Source organism: Salmonella enterica subsp. enterica serovar Typhimurium str. LT2, from assembly GCF_000006945.2.
Taxonomy (GTDB): Bacteria; Pseudomonadota; Gammaproteobacteria; order Enterobacterales; family Enterobacteriaceae; genus Salmonella; species Salmonella enterica.
Genome location: NC_003197.2, coordinates 828358 through 849071 on the forward strand (window position 1 = coordinate 828358; position 20714 = coordinate 849071).

General features: G+C 54.6%; 19 protein-coding genes, 1 pseudogene and 23 other annotated features. Of the genes and pseudogenes, 11 read left to right on the plus strand and 9 right to left on the minus strand.

All coding sequences use genetic code 11. The features are described from left to right. Positions 1-216: 216 nt before the first annotated feature. The 7 genes and pseudogenes from STM0765 to STM0771 all read left to right on the plus strand — a co-directional run bounded on the left by STM0765 (position 217) and on the right by STM0771 (position 7918). Entirely contained in the window at positions 217-1464 is a 1248-nt protein-coding gene (locus STM0765) for a putative cation transporter (RefSeq protein NP_459745.1), read from the plus strand. A gap of 49 nt (positions 1465-1513) precedes the next feature. Beyond that, a complete protein-coding gene (gene dcoC / locus STM0766; protein NP_459746.1) occupies positions 1514-1759 on the plus strand; it encodes an oxalacetate decarboxylase: gamma chain in 246 nt (81 codons plus the stop codon). Positions 1760-1774: 15 nt separating this feature from the next. Continuing rightward, positions 1775-3549: pseudogene (dcoA, locus tag STM0767) on the plus strand (pseudogene; frameshift relative to Klebsiella pneumoniae oxaloacetate decarboxylase alpha chain (OADA) (SW:P13187)). A gap of 7 nt (positions 3550-3556) precedes the next feature. After that, positions 3557-3562, plus strand: a ribosome-binding site (putative RBS for dcoB; RegulonDB:STMS1H001070). Continuing rightward, the gene (gene dcoB, locus STM0768) for an oxalacetate decarboxylase: beta chain (RefSeq protein ID NP_459747.1) occupies positions 3557-4866 on the plus strand. Within the gene, positions 3565-4866 belong to an annotated coding region; the region does not span the whole gene. Its footprint overlaps the feature before it by 6 nt. 111 nt (positions 4867-4977) lie before the next feature. Continuing rightward, positions 4978-4983: a ribosome-binding site (putative RBS for STM0769; RegulonDB:STMS1H001071), on the plus strand. Beyond that, positions 4978-5683 (plus strand): putative cytoplasmic protein gene (locus STM0769; RefSeq protein ID NP_459748.1). Within the gene, positions 4985-5683 belong to an annotated coding region; the region does not span the whole gene. It overlaps the preceding feature by 6 nt. 379 nt (positions 5684-6062) lie before the next feature. Beyond that, positions 6063-7142 carry a putative ABC transport protein gene (locus tag STM0770; RefSeq protein ID NP_459749.1) on the plus strand — a complete coding sequence of 360 codons (1080 nt, stop codon included), beginning with the start codon at positions 6063-6065 and terminating at the stop codon, positions 7140-7142. Further along, positions 7138-7143, plus strand: a ribosome-binding site (putative RBS for STM0771; RegulonDB:STMS1H001072). (Overlaps the previous gene by 5 nt.) After that, the gene (locus STM0771; protein NP_459750.1) for a putative ABC-type cobalamin/Fe3+-siderophores transport system, ATPase component occupies positions 7138-7918 on the plus strand. Within the gene, positions 7142-7918 belong to an annotated coding region; the region does not span the whole gene. It overlaps the preceding feature by 6 nt. The genes STM0770 and STM0771 overlap by 5 nt, the downstream gene beginning before the upstream one ends. Positions 7919-8008: 90 nt before the next feature. Here STM0771 and gpmA read toward each other — a convergent pair. The 8 genes from gpmA to modE all read right to left on the minus strand — a co-directional run bounded on the left by gpmA (position 8009) and on the right by modE (position 16888). Next, positions 8009-8774, minus strand: a protein-coding gene (gene gpmA / locus STM0772; protein ID NP_459751.1) for a phosphoglyceromutase 1. Within the gene, positions 8009-8761 belong to an annotated coding region; the region does not span the whole gene. Continuing rightward, positions 8769-8774 (minus strand) — a ribosome-binding site (putative RBS for gpmA; RegulonDB:STMS1H001073). It overlaps the preceding gene by 6 nt. 210 nt (positions 8775-8984) lie before the next feature. Beyond that, the gene (gene galM / locus STM0773; protein ID NP_459752.1) for a galactose-1-epimerase (mutarotase) occupies positions 8985-10038 on the minus strand. Within the gene, positions 8985-10025 belong to an annotated coding region; the region does not span the whole gene. Further along, the gene (galK, locus tag STM0774) for a galactokinase (RefSeq protein NP_459753.1) occupies positions 10019-11180 on the minus strand. Within the gene, positions 10019-11167 belong to an annotated coding region; the region does not span the whole gene. Before galK ends, galM begins: the two co-directional genes overlap by 20 nt. Beyond that, positions 10033-10038, minus strand: a ribosome-binding site (putative RBS for galM; RegulonDB:STMS1H001074). (Overlaps the previous gene by 6 nt.) After that, positions 11170-12228 (minus strand): galactose-1-phosphate uridylyltransferase gene (galT, locus tag STM0775; protein ID NP_459754.1). Within the gene, positions 11170-12216 belong to an annotated coding region; the region does not span the whole gene. The genes galK and galT overlap by 11 nt, the downstream gene beginning before the upstream one ends. Next, positions 11175-11180 (minus strand) — a ribosome-binding site (putative RBS for galK; RegulonDB:STMS1H001075). It overlaps the preceding gene by 6 nt. Then, positions 12223-12228 (minus strand) — a ribosome-binding site (putative RBS for galT; RegulonDB:STMS1H001076). Its footprint lies within the gene galT. Beyond that, the gene (galE, locus tag STM0776) for a UDP-galactose 4-epimerase (protein ID NP_459755.1) occupies positions 12227-13310 on the minus strand. Within the gene, positions 12227-13243 belong to an annotated coding region; the region does not span the whole gene. Before galE ends, galT begins: the two co-directional genes overlap by 2 nt. Next, positions 13228-13246 (minus strand) — a protein binding site (putative binding site for GalR, RegulonDB: STMS1H000195). (Overlaps the previous gene by 19 nt.) Beyond that, positions 13250-13255: a ribosome-binding site (putative RBS for galE; RegulonDB:STMS1H001077), on the minus strand. Next, positions 13283-13291: a -10 signal (putative -10_signal for galE; RegulonDB:STMLTH004702), on the minus strand. After that, positions 13298-13318 (minus strand) — a protein binding site (putative binding site for CRP, RegulonDB: STMS1H000085). Then, positions 13302-13310: a -35 signal (putative -35_signal for galE; RegulonDB:STMLTH004702), on the minus strand. (Overlaps the previous feature by 9 nt.) An 83-nt stretch (positions 13319-13401) precedes the next feature. Next, positions 13402-13420 (minus strand) — a protein binding site (putative binding site for GalR, RegulonDB: STMS1H000194). A gap of 45 nt (positions 13421-13465) precedes the next feature. Continuing rightward, positions 13466-14379 (minus strand): putative inner membrane protein gene (locus STM0777; protein NP_459756.1). Within the gene, positions 13466-14374 belong to an annotated coding region; the region does not span the whole gene. Beyond that, positions 14374-14379, minus strand: a ribosome-binding site (putative RBS for STM0777; RegulonDB:STMS1H001078). It overlaps the preceding gene by 6 nt. 165 nt (positions 14380-14544) lie before the next feature. After that, the gene (gene modF, locus STM0778) for a putative ABC superfamily (atp_bind), molybdenum transporter (RefSeq protein NP_459757.1) occupies positions 14545-16032 on the minus strand. Within the gene, positions 14545-16020 belong to an annotated coding region; the region does not span the whole gene. Continuing rightward, positions 16027-16032: a ribosome-binding site (putative RBS for modF; RegulonDB:STMS1H001079), on the minus strand. (Overlaps the previous gene by 6 nt.) A gap of 55 nt (positions 16033-16087) precedes the next feature. Beyond that, positions 16088-16888, minus strand: a protein-coding gene (modE, locus tag STM0779; RefSeq protein NP_459758.1) for a transcriptional repressor of modABCD operon (molybdate uptake). Within the gene, positions 16088-16876 belong to an annotated coding region; the region does not span the whole gene. Further along, positions 16883-16888 (minus strand) — a ribosome-binding site (putative RBS for modE; RegulonDB:STMS1H001080). (Overlaps the previous gene by 6 nt.) A 104-nt stretch (positions 16889-16992) precedes the next feature. Next, positions 16993-16998: a ribosome-binding site (putative RBS for STM0780; RegulonDB:STMS1H001081), on the plus strand. Between modE and STM0780 the strand changes: the two genes are divergently transcribed. From STM0780 to modC, 4 genes are all read left to right on the plus strand, one after another. Continuing rightward, the gene (locus STM0780; RefSeq protein NP_459759.1) for a putative outer membrane or exported occupies positions 16993-17154 on the plus strand. Within the gene, positions 17005-17154 belong to an annotated coding region; the region does not span the whole gene. (Overlaps the previous feature by 6 nt.) A 96-nt stretch (positions 17155-17250) precedes the next feature. Next, positions 17251-17259 (plus strand) — a -35 signal (putative -35_signal for modA; RegulonDB:STMLTH004703). Continuing rightward, the gene (gene modA / locus STM0781) for a molybdate transporter (protein NP_459760.1) occupies positions 17251-18094 on the plus strand. Within the gene, positions 17321-18094 belong to an annotated coding region; the region does not span the whole gene. Its footprint overlaps the feature before it by 9 nt. Next, positions 17278-17286 (plus strand) — a -10 signal (putative -10_signal for modA; RegulonDB:STMLTH004703). (Overlaps the previous gene by 9 nt.) After that, positions 17309-17314, plus strand: a ribosome-binding site (putative RBS for modA; RegulonDB:STMS1H001082). Then, positions 18075-18080 (plus strand) — a ribosome-binding site (putative RBS for modB; RegulonDB:STMS1H001083). Then, positions 18075-18783, plus strand: a protein-coding gene (gene modB, locus STM0782) for a molybdate transporter (RefSeq protein ID NP_459761.1). Within the gene, positions 18094-18783 belong to an annotated coding region; the region does not span the whole gene. Before modA ends, modB begins: the two co-directional genes overlap by 20 nt. Next, positions 18772-18777, plus strand: a ribosome-binding site (putative RBS for modC; RegulonDB:STMS1H001084). Its footprint overlaps the gene before it by 6 nt. After that, positions 18772-19844, plus strand: a protein-coding gene (gene modC / locus STM0783) for a molybdate transporter (protein NP_459762.1). Within the gene, positions 18786-19844 belong to an annotated coding region; the region does not span the whole gene. The genes modB and modC overlap by 12 nt, the downstream gene beginning before the upstream one ends. Here the strand turns inward: modC and ybhA are convergent. Next, positions 19845-20675 (minus strand): putative hydrolase of the HAD superfamily gene (gene ybhA, locus STM0784; RefSeq protein NP_459763.1). Within the gene, positions 19845-20663 belong to an annotated coding region; the region does not span the whole gene. Further along, positions 20670-20675 (minus strand) — a ribosome-binding site (putative RBS for ybhA; RegulonDB:STMS1H001085). (Overlaps the previous gene by 6 nt.) Positions 20676-20714: the final 39 nt, after the last annotated feature.

Here is a 20714-nt window from a genome sequence, read left to right on the forward strand (position 1 = left end):
ATTAAACAGAAACAAAAGCAGTAAGAATATGTTATGCCTTTGTCGGGTAAGTGTTGTTATTTATGTGAGTGTATTCTTTCTCAATAGAAATTAATTAGATGTAATTTTAGTATAACATGTGATTTATGCTTGTTGCAGTTGTATTCATGACTGTAATGAGTTGTTTTTGTACCCTAATAATATAAGGACGTATACATGTCACCAGCGATTATTACTTTGTTGGTTTTAGTGGTTGCAATAATTATCTTTGTTAGCGATCGTCTTCCTATGGGATTAGTTGCATTTATGGTCCCAATGGCACTTTATTTTACCGGTGTTATCGATGCTAAGGATATTTTTGCTTCAATCGTAAATGCGAATGTTATTCTTATCGTCGCCATGTGTGTACTCGGTGCGGCATTTTTTAAAACAGGTTTGGCATGGCAATCAAGTAAAATTTTACTAAAATATGCTAAAACAGAAAGAAGCCTTAGTGTATTGATTTTTCTTATTGGTGGAGTTATGTCTGCCTTTGTTTCTAATAGCGGAACAGTTGCTGTGCTAATTCCTATTGTTTTAGGTATTGCCGCCAGTAGTCAGATTAAGCCTATTAAACTTCTTATGCCTCTGGTTTTTGGGGCAACAATCGGTGCTGATATTTCTATTATCGGTTCGCCAGGAAATCTGATTGCTAAAAATACTATTGAAACTTTTAGTAAGGGAAGTCTGTCGGTGCCATTTTTCGAATACGCTAAAATTGGTATTCCTTTGCTGATTGCATGCTCTATATTTCTCTATTTCTTCGGTTCAAAACTCATCGCAGATCGTGATGGAAATACACAATCTGATTCTCAAATGGATTATAGCCAAATTCCGGCCTGGCATAGAAATTTAACTTTAGCCGTTTTTATTCTGTCTATCGCTGGAATGGTGGCAACTGATTATATTAAGTTTCTGCCTCCAATGCATATTATTGCGTGTTGTGCGGCTATTGTTCTTGTATTTGCTGGCGTTTTGACACAAAAGGAAACTTTTAATTCTTTTGAAACACTAACTGTTTTCATGCTTGCGTTTATGATGCCTTTAGGAGCCGCGCTTAATTCTACTGGTGCTGGAGAAATGATTGCTAATGCCGTTATTTCAGTAACCGGAGATTCTGGCGTTATGATTATTATGGCGTCATTGTGGATACTTACATGGGCTTTGACTCAAGTTATGAGTAACACTGCAGCATGTACGTTGTTATGCCCGGTAGGATGGACTATCGCACAGTCTATTGGCGCAGACCCTCGTGCAGTTGTTATTGCTGTTTTTATTGCGAGTAGTGTTGCTGTTTGTACCCCAATGGCTATTACAGCAAACTCAATGATTATTGGCCCGGGGAATGTTAAATTTAAAGATTTTTTAAAACCCGGATTGGCGATTAGTTTGGTTTGTTTTATCGTTAGTATGATTTTACTACCGATATTTTATCCCTTCTATTAATGCCTGATATTACTTTTCTATTTTAGATTATTAAATTTGAGACTTTATTATGAATAGTTCGGTGCTATTAGGTGAAGGCTTCACCCTGATGTTCCTCGGCATGGGGTTCGTGCTGGCGTTTCTGTTCCTGCTGATTTTCGCCATCCGCGGCATGTCCGCCGCCGTCAACCGCTTCTTCCCTGAACCGGTCCCGGTACCGAAGGCGGCACCCGCCGCCGCGCCCGCGGACGACTTCGCCCGCTTAAAGCCGGTGATTGCCGCCGCTATCCACCACCATCGCCGCCTTAACCCTTAATTCACGGAGGAATCCATGACCGTTGCCATTACCGATGTCGTCCTGCGCGACGCCCACCAGTCCCTGTTCGCCACCCGCCTGCGCCTTGACGATATGCTGCCGATTGCCGCTCAGCTCGACGACGTGGGCTACGGCTCCCTCGAATGCTGGGGCGGCGCCACCTTTGACGCCTGCATCCGCTTTCTCGGCGAGGACCCGTGGCTGCGCCTGCGCGAGCTCAAAAAAGCCATGCCGAAGACTCCCCTGCAGATGCTGCTGCGCGGCCAGAACCTGCTCGGCTATCGCCACTACGCCGATGACGTGGTGGAACGCTTCGTCGAACGCGCCGTCAAAAACGGCATGGACGTGTTCCGCGTCTTCGATGCCATGAACGACCCGCGCAATATGAAACCGCCCTGCAGGCGGTGCGCAGCCACGGCGCACACGCCCAGGGCACGCTCTCCTACACCACCAGCCCGGCGCACACCCTGCAGACCTGGCTGGATTTAACGGAGCAACTGCTGGAAACCGGCGTTGACTCGATTGCCATCAAGGATATGTCCGGCATTCTTACACCGATGGCGGCGTATGAGCTGGTCAGCGAAATCAAAAAACGTTTTGAGGTACGCCTGCACCTGCACTGTCATGCCACCACCGGCATGGCGGAGATGACGCTGCTGAAAGCCATTGAAGCGGGCGTCGACGGCGTGGACACGGCGATTTCCTCCATGAGCGCCACCTACGGCCACCCGGCCACCGAAGCGCTGGTGGCGACGTTGGCAGGTACTGAGCACGACACCGGGCTGGATATCCTGAAGCTGGAAAATATCGCCGCCTACTTCCGCGAGGTGCGCAAAAAATACCACGCCTTTGAAGGCCAGCTGAAGGGCTACGACAGCCGCATTCTGGTGGCGCAGGTACCGGGCGGGATGCTGACCAACCTGGAAAGCCAGCTGAAGCAGCAGAACGCGGCGGACAAACTCGACCAGGTGCTGGCGGAAATCCCCCGCGTGCGCGAGGACCTCGGCTTTATCCCGCTGGTGACCCCCACCTCGCAGATTGTCGGCACCCAGGCGGTGCTCAACGTGCTGACGGGCGAACGCTACAAGACCATTGCCAAAGAAACGGCCGGCATTCTGAAAGGCGAATACGGCCACACGCCGGTGCCGGTGAACGCCGCGTTACAGGCCCGCGTGCTGGAAGGGGGCGCTCCGGTGACCTGCCGCCCGGCGGATTTACTCAAACCGGAGCTGGCTGAACTGGAAGCGGACGTCAGGCGTCAGGCGCAGGAGAAGGGCATTACTCTGGCGGGAAACGCCATTGACGACGTGCTCACCGTGGCGCTGTTCCCGCAGATTGGCCTCAAATTCCTTGAGAACCGCCACAACCCGGCGGCGTTTGAGCCACTGCCGCAGGCGGAAGCCGCGCAGCCGGTGGCAAAAGCAGAGAAGCCTGCAGCTTCCGGTATCTACACCGTGGAAGTGGAAGGCAAAGCCTTTGTGGTGAAGGTCAGCGACGGCGGCGATATCAGCCAGCTTACTGCGGCTGTTCCGGCAGCCTCTTCCGCACCGGTTCAGGCTGCCGCTCCCGCAGGCGCCGGCACCCCGGTCACCGCGCCGCTGGCGGGCAACATCTGGAAGGTGATTGCCACCGAGGGCCAGACGGTGGCCGAAGGCGATGTGCTGCTGATTCTGGAAGCCATGAAGATGGAAACCGAAATCCGCGCCGCGCAGGCCGGGACGGTACGCGGTATCGCGGTGAAGTCCGGCGATGCGGTCTCCGTCGGCGACACCCTGATGACGCTGGCGTAAGGACGAGGAGCGGAAATGGAAAGTCTGAACGCCCTGCTTCAGGGCATGGGGCTGATGCACCTTGGCGCAGGCCAGGCCATCATGCTGCTGGTCAGCCTGCTGCTGCTGTGGCTGGCGATTGCGAAGAAGTTCGAGCCGTTACTGCTGCTGCCGATAGGCTTCGGCGGGCTGCTGTCGAACATTCCGGAGGCCGGGCTGGCGCTGACCGCGCTGGAAAGCCTGCTGGCGCACCACGACGCCGGACAGCTGGCGGTGATTGCCGCGAAGCTCCACTGCGCGCCGGACGTGCATGCCATTAAGGAAGCATTAGCGCTGGCGCTGCCCTCCGTCCAGAACCAGATGGAAAATCTGGCGGTGGACATGGGCTACACGCCGGGGGTGCTGGCGCTGTTCTACAAAGTGGCGATTGGCTCCGGTGTCGCGCCGCTGGTCATCTTCATGGGCGTCGGCGCGATGACCGACTTCGGCCCGCTGCTGGCCAACCCGCGCACCCTGCTGCTCGGCGCGGCGGCGCAGTTCGGTATCTTCGCCACCGTGCTGGGGGCGCTGACGCTGAACTACTTCGGCCTTATCAGCTTCACCCTGCCGCAGGCGGCGGCCATCGGCATTATCGGCGGCGCGGACGGCCCGACGGCGATTTATCTGTCGGGCAAGCTGGCGCCGGAGCTGCTGGGGGCCATCGCGGTGGCGGCGTACTCGTATATGGCGCTGGTGCCGTTAATCCAGCCGCCGATTATGAAAGCGCTGACCACGGAGACGGAGCGGAAAATCCGCATGGTGCAGCTGCGCACGGTGAGTAAGCGGGAAAAAATCCTCTTTCCGGTGGTGCTGTTACTACTGGTGGCGCTGCTGCTGCCGGACGCCGCGCCGCTGCTGGGGATGTTCTGCTTTGGCAATCTGATGCGCGAAAGCGGCGTGGTGGAGCGCCTGAGCGACACGGTACAGAACGGGCTGATTAATATCGTCACCATCTTCCTCGGGCTGTCGGTGGGCGCGAAGCTGGTGGCGGACAAGTTCCTGCAACCGCAGACGCTGGGCATTCTGCTGCTGGGGGTGATTGCGTTTGGTATCGGGACGGCGGCCGGGGTACTGATGGCGAAGCTGCTGAACCTGTGCAGTAAGAACAAAATCAACCCGCTTATTGGTTCGGCGGGGGTGTCGGCGGTGCCGATGGCGGCCCGCGTATCGAACAAGGTGGGCCTGGAGTCGGACCCGCAGAACTTTCTGCTGATGCACGCGATGGGCCCGAACGTGGCCGGGGTGATTGGCTCGGCGATAGCCGCCGGGGTGATGCTGAAGTACGTGCTGGCGATGTAAATCTGTTCCTTTCCCGGAGGCGGCGCGTTGCGCCTGTCCGGGCTACCGGATTGCATGGATCTGTAGCCCGGACAGATGCGCAGCATCGTCTCCGGGAATGTCCCATAAGGAGACTTTGATGAATGAAACCATAGCATTTCGTCCGGAAGGCCGGGCATCGATAAAAGATGTGGTTGTCAATTATACGCTGGCATCACTGGACGAGCTTGAACAACTGCACCCGGCGCTGAATCTGCTGGCGCACCCGTCAATTGTCCGTGGCAGCCATGATTTCTTTGTCCGTTGTTATGACGCGGGCGTACAGCATGCGCAGGCCGGGGCGGCTGAAACGGTAGCGGTTTTGCCTGATTCGCTGCCACAAGAACGGCAAAGGAGCGGGCTGCTGTGTGCCGCAGCAGGTCGTCTGGATGCCCTGCGCCAGCCGCTGACGCACAATCGTTTATGTGACCTGGCCAGTCAGTTCTGTGCTGGCATGGCAGATGTTGACAGCGAAACCCGCAGCGGTTTTTATACCGTGCGCAGCATATCGCTGCCGGTTTACCGGCGGCTGTTGCGGGATCAACATTCTCACGGTGTCTGCCTGCAGCAGGCTCTGCTGCACCTGCTGGCCTGGAAGAGCGATTCTCCCTGGGCGCGGCAGCAGGCGCAGCGGCTGCTCTGGCAGGGCGGCGTGCTGGGCGATAAAGGTGAGTTTGCGCTTATGACGCTGGATGATGAACTGCGGGAGCGCCAGATTGGGTGGCCCGGGCTGTGGTCGCTGCTGGCCGTCACCGGGTTTCTGGCGAAATTCCCTGCCGGACCGATATTTGCTGACTGAAAAATGAGGACTGCTGACAATTATCTGTTGTGTTGGCATTTCTGCGAGAGGCAGCTAGCGCTTTGCCTGACTTACGAAACGAGAATATCAACAGATTACGTACTTTTTGTAGGTCCGTGGTTGGAACATTGCCACCTGGTTACACGTTGTCAGCAGCCTCAAGCGTGGATGGCTCCACGCTGTCTTTGTCTATGGAAAACCCCCAGTCAGGCCCTGTCTCTTGATCAGGAGATCTGATCAAGAGACAGGGCTATGCCGGAGGATATTTATTGGAAACCGATGAGATAGGCCACCGTGTCATTAATCGAAATATAAATAAATATATAACGAAATAATTCGGCGCTATAATTCTCCTCTGATTAATAACGTAGCCCGAACCATGACCTGTCAGGACAAATCACTTTTAGCCCCCGCTCTCGCTTCCACGCCCGTCATTCCGCGCTATCGCCAGATCATACGCAAACGGGCTGTGCTCATGTTAGCTATTGCGTTGGCGATGATGGCTTCACTGATGGTGGATGTAACCTGTGGGTCTTCTGGTTTACCGCTCAGTGCGCTATGGCAGGCGCTTTTTCAACCGGAAAAAGTGAATGCGGGCATACACGTTATTGTCTGGGATATTCGTTTACCCTATGCCCTGATGGCCCTACTGGTGGGCATGGCGTTAGGGTTAGCGGGCGCCGAAATGCAAACCATTTTAAATAATCCGCTGGCGACGCCGTTTACCCTCGGCGTATCGTCCGCGGCGGCTTTTGGCGCTGCGCTGGCGATTGTGTTGGGGATCGGTATTCCCGGTATTCCTGCCGCCTGGTTTATCCCGGCCAATGCGTTCATCTTTGCGCTGTTATCCGCGTTACTCCTGGACGGTATTACCCGTTGGACAGGCGTCGCCGCATCCGGAGTGGTGTTGTTTGGTATTGCGCTGGTATTCACCTTTAACGCGTTGGTCGCCATTATGCAGTTTGTGGCTGATGAAGATACGCTGCAGGGGCTGGTATTCTGGACGATGGGGAGCCTGGTCCGCGCGTCGTGGGAAAAATTGGGCGTACTGGCCGTGGTGTTTATTGCTGTGCTTTTTTGCGCGTTACGAAGCGCCTGGCAACTCACGGCATTACGTCTGGGCGAAGAGAGGGCGATGAGCTTTGGGATTCATGTCCGCCGTTTACGCCTGCTGTCATTGTTGCGTATCAGCTTGTTATCAGCGCTGGCGGTAGCTTTCGTCGGGCCGATTGGTTTTATTGGTCTCGTTGCGCCGCACATTGCGCGAATACTTTTGGGGGAAGATCACCGTTTCTACCTTCCGGGCAGCGTGCTGATAGGCGGGCTGGTGTTATCGCTGGCCTCTATTGCGGCGAAAAATAGTATTCCGGGCGTCATGGTGCCGGTGGGGATTGTCACCTCGCTGGTCGGGGTTCCGTTCTTTTTAAGCATTGTATTGCGACATCGGGGGAGTCTCTGATGCGCGGGTTAATGCTCCGCTCATTTAGCGCCGGCTATTCCACTCAGCCGGTTATTGCAGATCTCAACGTTCCCTTACTGCCGCGCGGGAAAATTACCATTTTGCTGGGGCCGAACGGCTGTGGTAAATCGACGTTACTACGTTCGCTGGCCGGGCTGAATAACGCCGACGGCGAGGCGCTGCTTGATGGCGAAGATCTCATGTCGTTATCGTTTGCCGAGCGGGCGCAGAAAGTTGTGTTTTTGCCGCAGTCATTACCGCAGGGCGTACATCTGCATGTACTGGAGTCGATTATCGTGGTACTGCGGGCATCAGGCGGCAGAGACAATGCGCAGGGCAGAGCGCAGATACTGGCTATCCTTGAGCAATTGGGCATAACGCATCTGGCGTTGCAGTATCTCGACCAGCTTTCCGGCGGTCAGCGGCAGTTAGTGGGTCTGGCGCAATCGCTGATTCGTCGCCCTGAACTTCTGTTGCTGGATGAGCCGCTCAGCGCGCTGGATTTAAACTATCAGTTTCACGTAATGGATCTCGTGCGTCGGGATACCCAGGCGCAAAATAGGGTAACGATAGTCGTGGCGCATGACATTAATATTGCACTGCGTCATGGTGACCATGTCCTGATGCTAAAAGACGGCAGGCTGGTCGCCAGCGGCGCGCCGGAGACGGTGATTACTGCGGAGCGTCTGGCTGAAGTGTACCGGGTACGAGGACGCGTGGAGCGCTGTTCGCAGGGGAAATTGCAGGTGGTGCTGGACGGCGTGATCGCTGTTTAAGACATATTGCCTGATGGCGCTGCGCTTATCCGGCCTACCCATTGCTCGTAGGCCGGATAAGGCAGTTATACCGCCATCCGGCAAAGGTGATTACTTCGCTTTACCCTGATTCGCCACGGCAGCCGCTTTCGCGGCGATTTCGTCAGCGTTGCCCAGATAGTAATGTTTGAGCGGCTTGAAGTTTTCGTCGAACTCATACACCAGCGGCACGCCGGTCGGGATGTTTAACTCAAGGATCTCATCTTCACTCATGTTATCCAGGTATTTCACCAGCGCACGCAATGAGTTACCGTGAGCGGCGATGATCACGCGCTCACCGCTCTTCATACGCGGCAGGATGGTGTCGTTCCAGTAAGGAATAACGCGGTCGATGGTCAGCGCCAGACTTTCGGTCAACGGCAGCTCTTTCTCGCTCAGTTTGGCATAACGTGGATCGTGACCCGGATAACGCTCATCATCTTTGGTCAGTTCCGGCGGCGTCACGGCAAAACCGCGGCGCCACTGTTTAACCTGCTCGTCACCATATTTTTCTGCCGTTTCCGCTTTATTCAGCCCCTGCAACGCGCCATAGTGACGTTCATTGAGTTTCCAGGATTTTTCCACCGGCAGCCACGCCTGATCCAGTTCATCCAGTACGTTCCACAGCGTATGGATAGCGCGTTTCAGTACGGAAGTGTAGGCAAAATCAAAGCTGAAACCTTCTTCTTTTAGCAGTTTACCCGCTGCTTTTGCTTCGCTTACGCCTTTTTCAGACAGGTCAACATCATACCAGCCGGTGAAACGGTTCTCTTTGTTCCATTGACTTTCACCGTGACGTACCAGAACCAGCTTAGTTACAGCCATACTCTCACTCCTATAAATCATATGTAATGATAATAATTCTCATTATATTGCCGCGAGGTGTTGGCGGCAATGCTTACGCATAACCATAGCGAAAATAGTGGCGCAGTGTAAGGTTCTTGTGAATTCAGAGTTGCGATTTTGTCTTTAAGTGGTGGAGGTTTGAGCAGGGCAATGGCGCGTAGGCCCGATAAGCTTGCGTCATCGGGCATGTAGCGGCATATCGTTAGAACGGAATAAACTGATACTCGGTCAGGCTGGCGTACTCCTCGCCAGGGCGAAGGATACAGTCAGGCTGCGGCCATTCAGGATGATTCGGACTGTCCGGCAGCAGTTCGCTTTCCAGCGCCAGCCCTTGCCAGTCGGCATAAGGTTCCGGCCCGCGGGAAGGTGTACCCGCCAGATAATTGCCGGAATAAAACTGTAGCGCCGGGGCGGTGGTGTAAACCATCATTTGTAGCTTTCCATCCTGTGACCACAGACGGGCCGCCGGCTTTTTGCCATCACCCTGCGTCTGTAGCAGGAAAGCATGATCGTAGCCTTTAACCTTGCGCTGATCGTCATCGGCGAGAAATTCACTGGCAATGACTTTTGGCATCCGGAAGTCAAACGAGGTATTGGCTACCGATTTTAGCCCCTGGCGTGGAATACCGGATTCATCTACCGGCAGATACTCATCCGCCAGAATTTGCAGCTTATGCTGGCGCACGTCGGTCCGATCGCCGTCCAGATTAAAATAGACGTGGTTGGTCAAATTCACCGGACAGGGTTTATCGACCGTTGCCCGGTAGGTGATGGAGATTCTATTGTCATCGGTCAGACGATATTGCGCCGTGGCGCAAAGATGGCCGGGAAAACCCTGGTCGCCGTCATCAGAGGTGAGCGCGAATAATACCTGGCGATCGTTCTGGTTCACAATTTGCCAGCGGCGCTTGTCAAAGCCTTCCGGTCCGCCGTGTAGCTGGTTCTCGCCCTGACTTGGGCTTAACTGTACGGTTTCGCCGGCAAACGTATAGCGGCTATTGGCGATACGGTTCGCGTAACGGCCAATAGAGGCGCCGAGGAATGACGTCTGTTCAGGGTAGTGTTCCGGGCTGGCGCAGCCCAGCAATGCTTCCCGAACGCTGCCGTCAGACAGCGGAATACGGGCGGAAAGAAGAGTGGCTCCCCAGTCCATCAGCGTTACCACCATCCCTGCGCTGTTGCGCAGGGTTAGCAGGCGGTACGGTTGACCATCGGGGGCCAGTGCGGGCGTTTCATTTAGCACTGTCCTGCTCCTTGTGACGGTTTGCATACATAAAAGGTTTCTTTGATTCCGGTTTTCGCTTCGTACTGTTGCGCAACGGCCTGCCGAACAGCGGGAACCAGATCTTCCGGGATCAGTGCGACAACACACCCGCCAAAGCCGCCGCCGGTCATGCGCACGCCGCCTCGATCGCCGATGGTCGCTTTGACGATGTCTACCAGCGTGTCTATCTGCGGGACGGTAATTTCGAAATCATCGCGCATTGAGGCATGGGACTCCGCCATCAGTTGGCCCATACGTTGCAAATCACCTTTCTCCAGCGCGCTTGCCGCTTCAACGGTGCGCGCATTTTCGCTCAATACATGGCGAACGCGTTTTGCGACTACCGGGTCCAGTTCGCTGGCAACGGCATTGAACGCCTCAAGGCTGACATCGCGCAGGGCCGGCTGCTGGAAGAAACGGGCGCCGGTTTCGCACTGTTCACGGCGGGTATTATACTCGCTGCCCACCAGCGTGCGCTTAAAGTTACTGTTGATGATCACCACGGCGACACCTTTCGGCATGGAAACCGCTTTGGCGCCGAGCGTACGGCAATCAATCAGCAGCGCATGATCTTTTTTGCCGAGCGCAGAGATGAGCTGATCCATAATGCCGCAGTTACAGCCGACAAACTGGTTCTCGGCCTCTTGTCCGTTGAGCGCAATTTGCGCGCCGTCCAGCGGCAGGTGATAAAGCTGCTGGAAGACGGTGCCCACCGCCACTTCCAGCGAGGCGGAGGAGCTTAACCCGGCGCCCTGCGGCACATTGCCGCTGATGACCATATCCACGCCGCCAAACGCGTTGTTACGCTGCTGCAGGTGTTTCACTACGCCGCGCACATAGTTAGACCACTGCTGGCTATCGTGGGTCACGATCGGCGCATCCAGTGAAAATTCGTCCACCTGATTGTCGTAATCGGCGGCAATCACCCGTACGGTACGATCGTCGCGCGGCGCACAGCTAATTACGGTCTGGTAATCGATAGCGCAGGGCAGAACAAAACCATCATTGTAATCAGTGTGCTCGCCGATCAGATTGACGCGGCCTGGCGCCTGAATCGTGTGGGTAGCAGGGTAGCCGAAAATTTCAGCAAACAGCGCGCGCGTTTTCTCTTTCAGATTCATTTTTATACTCCGGATTCGCGAAAATGGATGTCGCTGACCGCGCGCAGGCGTTCAGCCGCTTGTTCTGCGGTTAAATCACGCTGGGTTTCCGCCAGCATTTCATAGCCGACCATAAATTTACGGACGGTCGCAGAGCGCAGCAGCGGCGGGTAAAAGTGTGCGTGCAACTGCCAGTGTGCGTTTTCTTCACCGTTAAACGGCGCGCCGTGCCAGCCCATTGAGTAGGGGAAGGAACACTGAAACAGGTTGTCATAACGACTGGTCAGCTTTTTCAACGCCAGCGCCAGAGAGTCGCGCTGCTCGTCGCTTAAATCGGTAATGCGCAGGACATGCGTTTTGGGTAACAGTAGCGTTTCGAACGGCCACGCCGCCCAGTAAGGCACCACCGCCAGCCAGTGTTCGGTTTCGACCACGGTGCGGCTGCCGTCCGCCAGTTCTCGCTGGACATAATCCACCAGCATTGGCGAGCGCTGCTCGGCGAAGTAGGCTTTTTGTAAACGATCTTCGCGTTCGGCCTCATTCGGCAGGAAGCTGTTGGCCCAGACCTGTCCATGCGGATGCGGGTTCGAACAGCCCATCGCCGCGCCTTTATTTTCAAAGACCTGCACCCACGGATAGGTTTTGCCTAACTCGGCGGTCTGCGTCTGCCAGGTTCTGACGATTTCCGTCAGCGCGGGCAGGCTCAACTCCGGCAGCGTTTTACTGTGATCGGGAGAAAAGCAGATCACGCGGCTGGTGCCGCGCGCGCTCTGACAGCGCATCAGCGGATCGTGGCTGTCCGGCGCATCCGGCGTGTCGGCCATCAGCGCCGCGAAATCGTTAGTAAAGACGTAAGTCCCTTTGTAATCGGGATTTTTATCGCCGGTGACACGCGTATTGCCCGCACACAAGAAGCAGTCCGGATCGTGGGCCGGCAGCATTTGCTGAGACGGCGTTTCCTGCGCCCCCTGCCAGGGGCGTTTTGCGCGATGCGGCGAAACCAGAACCCACTGGCCGGTAAGCGGGTTATAACGGCGATGCGGATGATCGATGGGATTAAATGGGGTCATAACAACGTCCTTAATCTGGGTATCCCTGCGGATGGCGTGACTGCCAGTGCCAGGTGTCCTGCGCCATTTCGTCAAGCGTGCGGGTGACGCGCCAGTTCAGCTCGCGATCGGCTTTGCTGGCATCCGCCCAATACGCCGGGAGATCGCCGTCGCGGCGCGGCGCGAAGTGGTAATTAATGGGTTTACCGCAGGCTTTACTAAAGGCGTTGACCACATCCAGGACGCTACTGCCGACACCCGCGCCGAGGTTATAAATATGTACGCCGGATTTGTCCGCCAGTTTTTCCATTGCCACGACGTGCCCGTCGGCTAAGTCCATAACGTGAATGTAATCGCGTACGCCGGTGCCATCCTCGGTCGGGTAATCATTGCCGAAAACGGCGAGCGATTCGCGACGACCCACGGCGACCTGGGCGATATAGGGCATCAGGTTATTCGGAATACCTTGCGGATCTTCTCCCATGTCGCCCGACGGGTGCGCGCCGACCGGGTTGAAATAACGCAGCAGCGCAATACTCCACTCCGGCTGGGCTTTTTGCAGATCGGTGAGGATCTGTTCTACCATCAATTTACTTTTGCCGTAGGGGCTTTGCGGCGTGCCGGTAGGAAAACTTTCGACGTAAGGGATCTTGGGCTGATCGCCATAAACGGTGGCAGAGGAGCTAAAAATAAGGTTTTTAACGTTGGCCGCACGCATGGCGCTGACCAACCGTAGCGTACCGTTGACGTTGTTGTCATAGTACTCCAGCGGCCTGGCGACCGATTCGCCGACGGCTTTCAGGCCGGCAAAGTGAATCACGGTATCAATCGCGTGATCGTGCAGAATTTCGGTTATAAGCGCTTCGTTGCGAATATCGCCTTCGACAAAGGTCGGGTGCTTACCGCCCAGACGTTCAATCACGGGCAGCACGCTGCGCTTGCTGTTGCAGAGGTTATCGAGGATGACGACGTCATGACCATTTTGCAGCAACTGTACGCAGGTATGACTTCCAATGTAACCGCTACCACCTGTAACCAATACTCTCATAATTCGCTCCGTTAAGCCTATGGTATGGAATAACCATAGCATAACAAAGATGCGAAAAGTGTGACATGTAATAAATTAGTGGAATCGTTTACACACTGGTGATTTTACGCATTTGTATCGATTAAATGATTACAAATCATCTGGCTTGAGAATGCTTCTGCTTTTTATCCGAAAAAAAGGCGCGTTACGCGCCTGGGAATGAAACGGACGGGGCAAGAGCTGTCAGTCTTTTTTACGCGAGAGTAGCTTCCTGGCGAGCGCCCCGACAGCGACGACGCCGATGGCGGTCACTTTCCAGAATTTAAGCAACGCGATACCGAGCATAGCAAGCAGTCCTACTTTCTTGGCCGCGATACCGCCAATCAGCGCGGCGAGCCCATACTCCGCTATTTTGTCCGTTGATTCGTTGAAGTCAGCGTAGCGTTGTCCAGCGTTGAACTTGACGGAACTGAGAATTCTTTTCGCCAGAGGGATTTCGTGGTCAACAGAACCTCTGTCGGTCACCAGATTTAAAGAAAAATAGCCTTCACGTCCCAGCAGATAGGTGTTGTAGTTCACGCCTTGTTCATTCAGTGGTTCGTTGGTGCCGATATCCTGGATGGCGGCGGACCAGATCAGACGATGATTGGTTGCATCGTAGGTAGGCTTCTCGATCCAGCCAATAATTTCTATCGGCTCAATGCCTTTTGCAATACGATCTTTATTCGCTTCTTTTGTGCCTTTGCGCAGGTTATCCATTAATTCATCGGCATCCCAGTTTTTTGCATCATCATCTTTTACATAACCAGAATCATCATATTCGATAGAAATAAATCCATTCATTTCCTTTTTAAATACGAGGCCGTAAAAATATTCATCGTCAACATAGTTACCAATTTCACGCATAAATACCGCCGCTTCTTTTGCGGGTATCCAGGTAAATCCTTCCGGCAGATTAAGCGTGGCTTTATCACCTAAACTAATCTTTGTCGGACCCGCAACGGCGGCGCGACTCATGTCTTCAACAGCGACCTCAACAGCGGTTTTACGCGCTTCCTGCGCAGCGGTCGGCTTTTGCTCAGCATAACTGCTGGGGCAAAATAAAATAGCTGCCAGTAAAAATAGTATTATTTGTGGAAAACGAAAAGCCATAATGAATCCCTTATATTCACATACGACATCATTGTCGAAAATTTCAGGATTATTATGACAATGAGGCGGTCAGCGATTCAAGAGATAGTAAGCTTATCGACCGTTATTATTATTCTTAATAAAAGGAGAGTGGTTCCAGAATGGCGCGCGGCGCCATTCTGATAATACATTTAATTATTGCATCGTCCGGAAACGTACTTATAACGTTCGCCCTCTGGTACAAATTCCAGCCGGTGGGTAATACAGGCAGGCGCATCCTCTGCATGATGGGAAACGAACAGCAGTTGGGTCTCTCCCTGGCGAATTAATACATCTACAAAACGGCGTACCAGTTGGCGGTTCAGCGGGTCCAACCCTTGCAGCGGCTCATCCAGAATCAACACTGTCGGATGCTTAACCAGCGCGCGCACGATTAGCGCCAGCCGCTGCTGTCCCCAGGAGAGACTGTGGAAGGGGGCATCCGCCGTACGCTTATCGATTCCCAGAATATCCAGCCACTGTTGCGCCAGTTTTCGTTGCCTGTCTGAAACGGCCTGGTAAATGCCGATAGAATCGAAATAGCCGGAGAGAATGACATTGCGTACCGTGGTACTGACGCGGTAATCCAGATGTAAACTGCTGCTGACGTAGCCGATATGTTTTTTGATATCCCAGATTGTTTCGCCGCTTCCTCGCCGCCGCCCGAACAGCGTAAGATCGTTGCTGTAGCCTTGCGGATGATCGCCAGTAATAAGGCTAAGCAACGTAGACTTACCCGCTCCGTTAGGACCGACGATCTGCCAGTGTTCGCCCGGATTGACTCGCCAGCTTAAGTGGTGGAGGATAGGGCGATCGTTATACGAGACTACTCCATCGTTAAGTACGATCCGTGGTTCGCCATCGGGTAACGCATGGCGGGCGGAAGGTTCGTCCGGTTCGGGTAATTGTACGTCGGTCAGACGCTCGCTGTGCGCGAGTTGAGCAACCAACGCCCGTTGCAGCAACTCCGCCGTCGTTCCGGTCTCCGCCAGCGTACAGTCGGCAAGCACGCCGGCAAACTGCACGAAGTCCGGGATCTCATCAAAACGGTTGAGTACCAGCGCCAGGGTCATACCCGCCTGGTTCAACGCCGTCAGGCGTTGCGCCAGTTGTTGACGGGCGGTCACGTCAAGCCCGTCGAACGGTTCATCAAGGATCAATAACTCTGGCTCAGACATCAGCGCCTGACACAGCAGCGCTTTTCGCGTCTCGCCGGTAGAAAGGTATTTAAAACGCCTGTCGAGTAAAGCGGAAATGCCGAACTGCTGCGCCAGTATCGCACAGCGGGCAGGATGGTGAACATCATCCTGAATAATTTCCGCGGTAGTGCGCCCGGTATCGTCTTCGCCAGGACTGAGCATATCGGTGTTATTACGTTGCCACTCATCGCTGACCAGCTTTTGCAATTGTTCAAAGGACAGACGAGTAATGCGGGTAAACCGACACTGGCGCTCGCCTGTTAATAACGGCAGTTCGCCCGCCAGCGCGCGGGCGAGCGCCGACTTCCCGCTCCCGTTAGCCCCAACGAATGCCCAGCTATCGCCCGCATTGAGCGTCAGCGAATCCAGATGAAGTGTTTTTGTATCGCTCAGACGAAACGTGCCTTGCGAAATTTGCAACGATGACATTTTGCATCCCATTTTTTGCAGCGATGAATGACAGGGATACGTCTTTCGGCAACGGATGTCAATGTGCTTAGCACAACGTTGCAATAATCACTCTGTCCGCATTAAACCAGGCAATCACGTCATCGCCTTCCTTTAACGTGGCGGCATCTGAAGTCGGTATCGTGGCGCACAGCGTCTGGCCGTCCGGCAGCGCCATCAACACTTCACACTGTTCCGCGCCGCGCTCGATATGGCTGATCGTTCCCGACAACTGATTGTCAGCGGCGCGCGCAACGGCTGCATCCCGGGTAATGCCAACCCACGGCGCTTTTAGCAGGATCAGCACTTCTTTTCCCTCCTCCAGGCCGAGACGCTCGCCGCTTTGCGCCGTCAGCGCGACTTTGAGCCGCGTTTTGCCGTCGGCCAGCAGCACGTCGACATGCTGTTGCACCAGATCGCGATCGCGGGCGGTAATGGTGCCGAACCACTGATTTCGGGCGCTGGTTTGCAGTGAAAAGCGGGAGATAGCGGCCAGCAGACTGTCAAGCGGCAGGGCGTCATCGTCGCTTAACACATCGAACGCTTTTTGCTGAATTTGGCCCAGCAAATCGTAAAGCTGGATCAGACGCTGGCCATAGCGGGTTAATACCGCGCCGCCGCCGCCTTTGCCGCCCGTTGCGCGTTCAACCAGCATATGTTCGCTAAGCTGGTTCATGTCGTTTATCGCATCCCAGGCGCTCTTATAGCTGATTCCCGCGTCTTTCGCGCCCTGACTAATCGAGCCGGAAAGCGCAATGTGTTTCAGCAGAGAGATACGTCGGGGATCGGCAAAAAGCTTTTGCTGAAGTTTCAGGGTAAGAAGGATTTCGGCCTGCATAACCAGCTCCTGGTAAAAAGACTATTGTGACTGAAAAGCGCGTCAGCGCAAAGCCGACCGCACAAAAGGGGAGTGCTTTTCTGTGTGATGCGGTTAAAATACAAAAAGGACTATATCTGGAGTTGCCCATGTTAGAGTTATTAAAAAGTCTGGTATTCGCCGTCATCATGGTACCGGTAGTGATGGCCATCATCCTCGGTCTGATTTACGGTCTGGGTGAGGTGTTCAACATTTTTTCCGGTATCGGTCAGAAAGACCAGTCCAGACAGAACCGCTGATTTCCCCAAACGCCCGCTCAGTCGGGCGTTTTTGTTACTCAAGATCCTGCTTTTCCTGCCGATATTTTCTGTGTTTAATCGTTAATGGGTATGAATAACCGCTGGGAAACCCCTGAGATTATCGTTATATTATCGTTTACATAACGAAACGCACAAGGAGTTACAGATGGCGCATTCCTGGTTACGCCTGGTCGCAGGGGCAACATTATCTTTCGTCATCGCCGGTCATGCGCTGGCGGATGAAGGCAAGATCACCGTATTTGCCGCCGCGTCGCTAACGAACGCGATGCAAGACATTGCGGCAGAATATAAAAAAGAGAAAAATGTGGATGTGGTCTCCTCATTCGCCTCCTCTTCAACGCTGGCGCGCCAGATAGAAGCGGGCGCGCCGGCGGATCTCTTCATCTCTGCTGATCAGAAATGGATGGATTACGCAGCCGATAAAAAAGCGGTGGATACCACGACGCGCGAAACATTGCTTGGCAATAGCCTGGTGGTGGTAGCGCCGAAAGCCAGCGAGCAGAAACCGTTTACCATCGACAACAAAACGGACTGGATTCGTCTGCTGAACGGCGGACGTCTGGCGGTGGGCGATCCGCAACACGTACCGGCGGGAATTTATGCCAAAGAAGCGCTGCAAAAGTTGGGCGCATGGCAAACGCTTGAACCGAAACTGGCGCCGGGCGAGGATGTGCGCGGCGCGTTGGCGCTGGTCGAACGTAACGAAGCGCCTTTGGGCATTGTATACGGTTCTGATGCGGTCGCCAGCAAGGGGGTCAACGTGGTGGCGACGTTCCCGGAAGATTCACATAAAAAAGTGGAATACCCCATCGCTATCGTGGAGGGGCATAAAAATGCGACCGTCAGCGCGTTCTATGATTACCTGAAAGGACCGCAGGCCTCGGCAATCTTTAAACGTTATGGATTTACGACGAAGTAATGATACTGACCGATCCAGAATGGCAGGCTGTCCTTCTTAGCCTGAAAGTGTCTTCCCTGGCCGTGCTGTTTAGCCTGCCGTTTGGGATCTTTTTTGCCTGGTTACTGGTGCGATGCCGGTTTCCGGGCAAAGCCTTACTTGATAGCGTCCTGCATCTGCCGCTGGTGCTGCCGCCGGTGGTGGTCGGCTATCTGCTGCTGGTGTCGATGGGGCGACGCGGATTTATTGGCCAGTGGCTGTATGACTGGTTCGGTCTCACGTTTGCCTTTAGCTGGCGCGGCGCCGTGCTGGCGGCGGCGGTGATGTCCTTCCCGCTGATGGTGCGGGCCATTCGGCTGGCGCTGGAGGGGGTGGATATCAAGCTCGAACAGGCCGCCAGAACGCTGGGCGCCGGGCGCTGGCGCGTTTTTCTGACTATCACCTTACCGCTTACCCTGCCAGGCATTATTGTCGGTACGGTGCTGGCGTTTGCCCGTTCGCTTGGCGAATTTGGCGCGACCATTACCTTTGTTTCCAATATTCCGGGCGAAACCCGCACCATACCTTCCGCCATGTATACCTTGATCCAGACGCCGGGCGGGGAGAGCGCGGCGGCGAGGCTGTGCGTGATTTCGATTGTATTAGCGCTGATTTCGCTGTTGATTTCTGAATGGCTGGCGCGGATTAGCCGTGAACGGACGGGGCGCTAACCATGCTGGAGCTTAATTTTTCCCAGACGCTGGGAACGCACTGTTTAACCCTCAACGAAACGCTGCCAGCCAGTGGGATCACGGCTATCTTTGGCGTCTCCGGCGCGGGAAAAACCTCGCTGATTAATGCCATCAGCGGTTTGACTCGCCCGCAAAAAGGACGCATCGCGCTGAATGGCCGGGTGTTGCATGACGCGGAAAACGGTATCTGTTTAACGCCGGAAAAGCGCCGCATCGGTTATGTTTTCCAGGATGCGCGCCTGTTCCCCCATTACAAAGTACGCGGCAATTTGCGCTACGGCATGGCGAAAAGCATGACCGGTCAGTTTGATAAGCTGGTGTCGCTGCTGGGAATTGAAGCGTTGCTTGATCGCCTGCCGGGGAGCTTGTCCGGCGGAGAAAAACAGCGCGTAGCGATAGGCCGGGCATTGCTCACCGCCCCGGAGTTGCTGCTGTTGGACGAACCGTTGGCCTCGCTGGATATCCCGCGTAAACGCGAATTACTGCCGTACCTGCAACGGCTGGCGCGGGAAATCAATATTCCCATGCTGTATGTCAGCCATTCTCTCGATGAAATTCTCCACCTGGCGGATAAAGTCATGGTGCTGGAGGATGGACAGGTTAAAGCGTTTGGCCCGCTGGAAGAAGTCTGGGGAAGCAGCGTTATGCACCCGTGGCTGCCGAAAGAGCAACAGAGCAGTATTCTGAAAGTCAGCGTGCTGGAGCATCACCCGCATTATGCCATGACCGCCCTGGCGCTTGGCGACCAGCACCTGTGGGTAAATAAACTCAATCAGCCGCTGCAATCCACACTGCGTATTCGTATACAGGCGTCGGATGTCTCGCTGGTACTACAGCCGCCGCAGCAGACCAGTATCCGCAACGTATTGCGGGCAAAAGTGGCGAATTGTTATGACGATAACGGGCAGGTGGAAGTCCAGCTTGAGATAGGCGGCAGAACGCTGTGGGCGCGAATAAGCCCGTGGGCCAGGGATGAGCTGAATATCAAGCCTGGCCTGTGGCTTTACGCGCAGGTGAAAAGCGTTTCTATCACCGCCTGACTATAGCAGGTGGGTGTAAATAAATTTGGCGATGCTATCGGTAGTGTTATCGCCGATCACAACGTCAGCGCGCGCTTTCACCGCCTCATCGGCGTTGCCCATCGCAACGCCGGTGCCTGCCGCCTCCAGCATACTGATGTCGTTGTAGTTATCGCCGAAAGCGATCACATTTTTCATTGACCCTCCCTGCGCTTCTATCCACTGGGTAAGGCGCTTGCCTTTACTGTTGCCTTTGCGCGCGATATCCACCTGATCGTGCCATGACCATTCGCACTCCAGGCCAAGCGCCTGTTCAACATGCTGACCGAACCGCTGTAGTCTGGGAATATCTTCATCGGTAAGCGCAAACTTCCACACGGCATTCACGTCGCGCGCCGCCTGCGCTAACGAAGAGACCTGTGTAAAGGTCGGACGTTGTTCCGGCGGCAAGGTCTGCGCCCACCGGGAGGTACGCACGACGTGGCCGGTTGGGTGTTCGTAAAGCATAGCGTCATCAACATACATCAGGCCGTGAATCTGATGCTCATCCAGTAAATCAATCAACTGCAACGCCTTATCCACGGGCATAGGATCGGCATCCAGGACAGTTTTAGCTTGATAATCATACAAATAGGTGCCGTTGCAGCAAATAGCAGGTGTTTCCAGCGCCAGCGCCTGATAAAAAGGATGAATAGCAACGTGATGGCGACCAGTGACAATGATAAGTTGAAAGCCCGCCTCTTTGGCGCGTGATAGCGCTTCAAGCGAGGAGGGGAGTAAGGTTTTATGCGGGGTTAATAATGTTCCGTCTAAATCGAGGGCAATCACGCGTGCAGTCATAATTTTTTCCAGATTAAGAGTAATAACTCCGTCTGTCGGCATGGTACACCG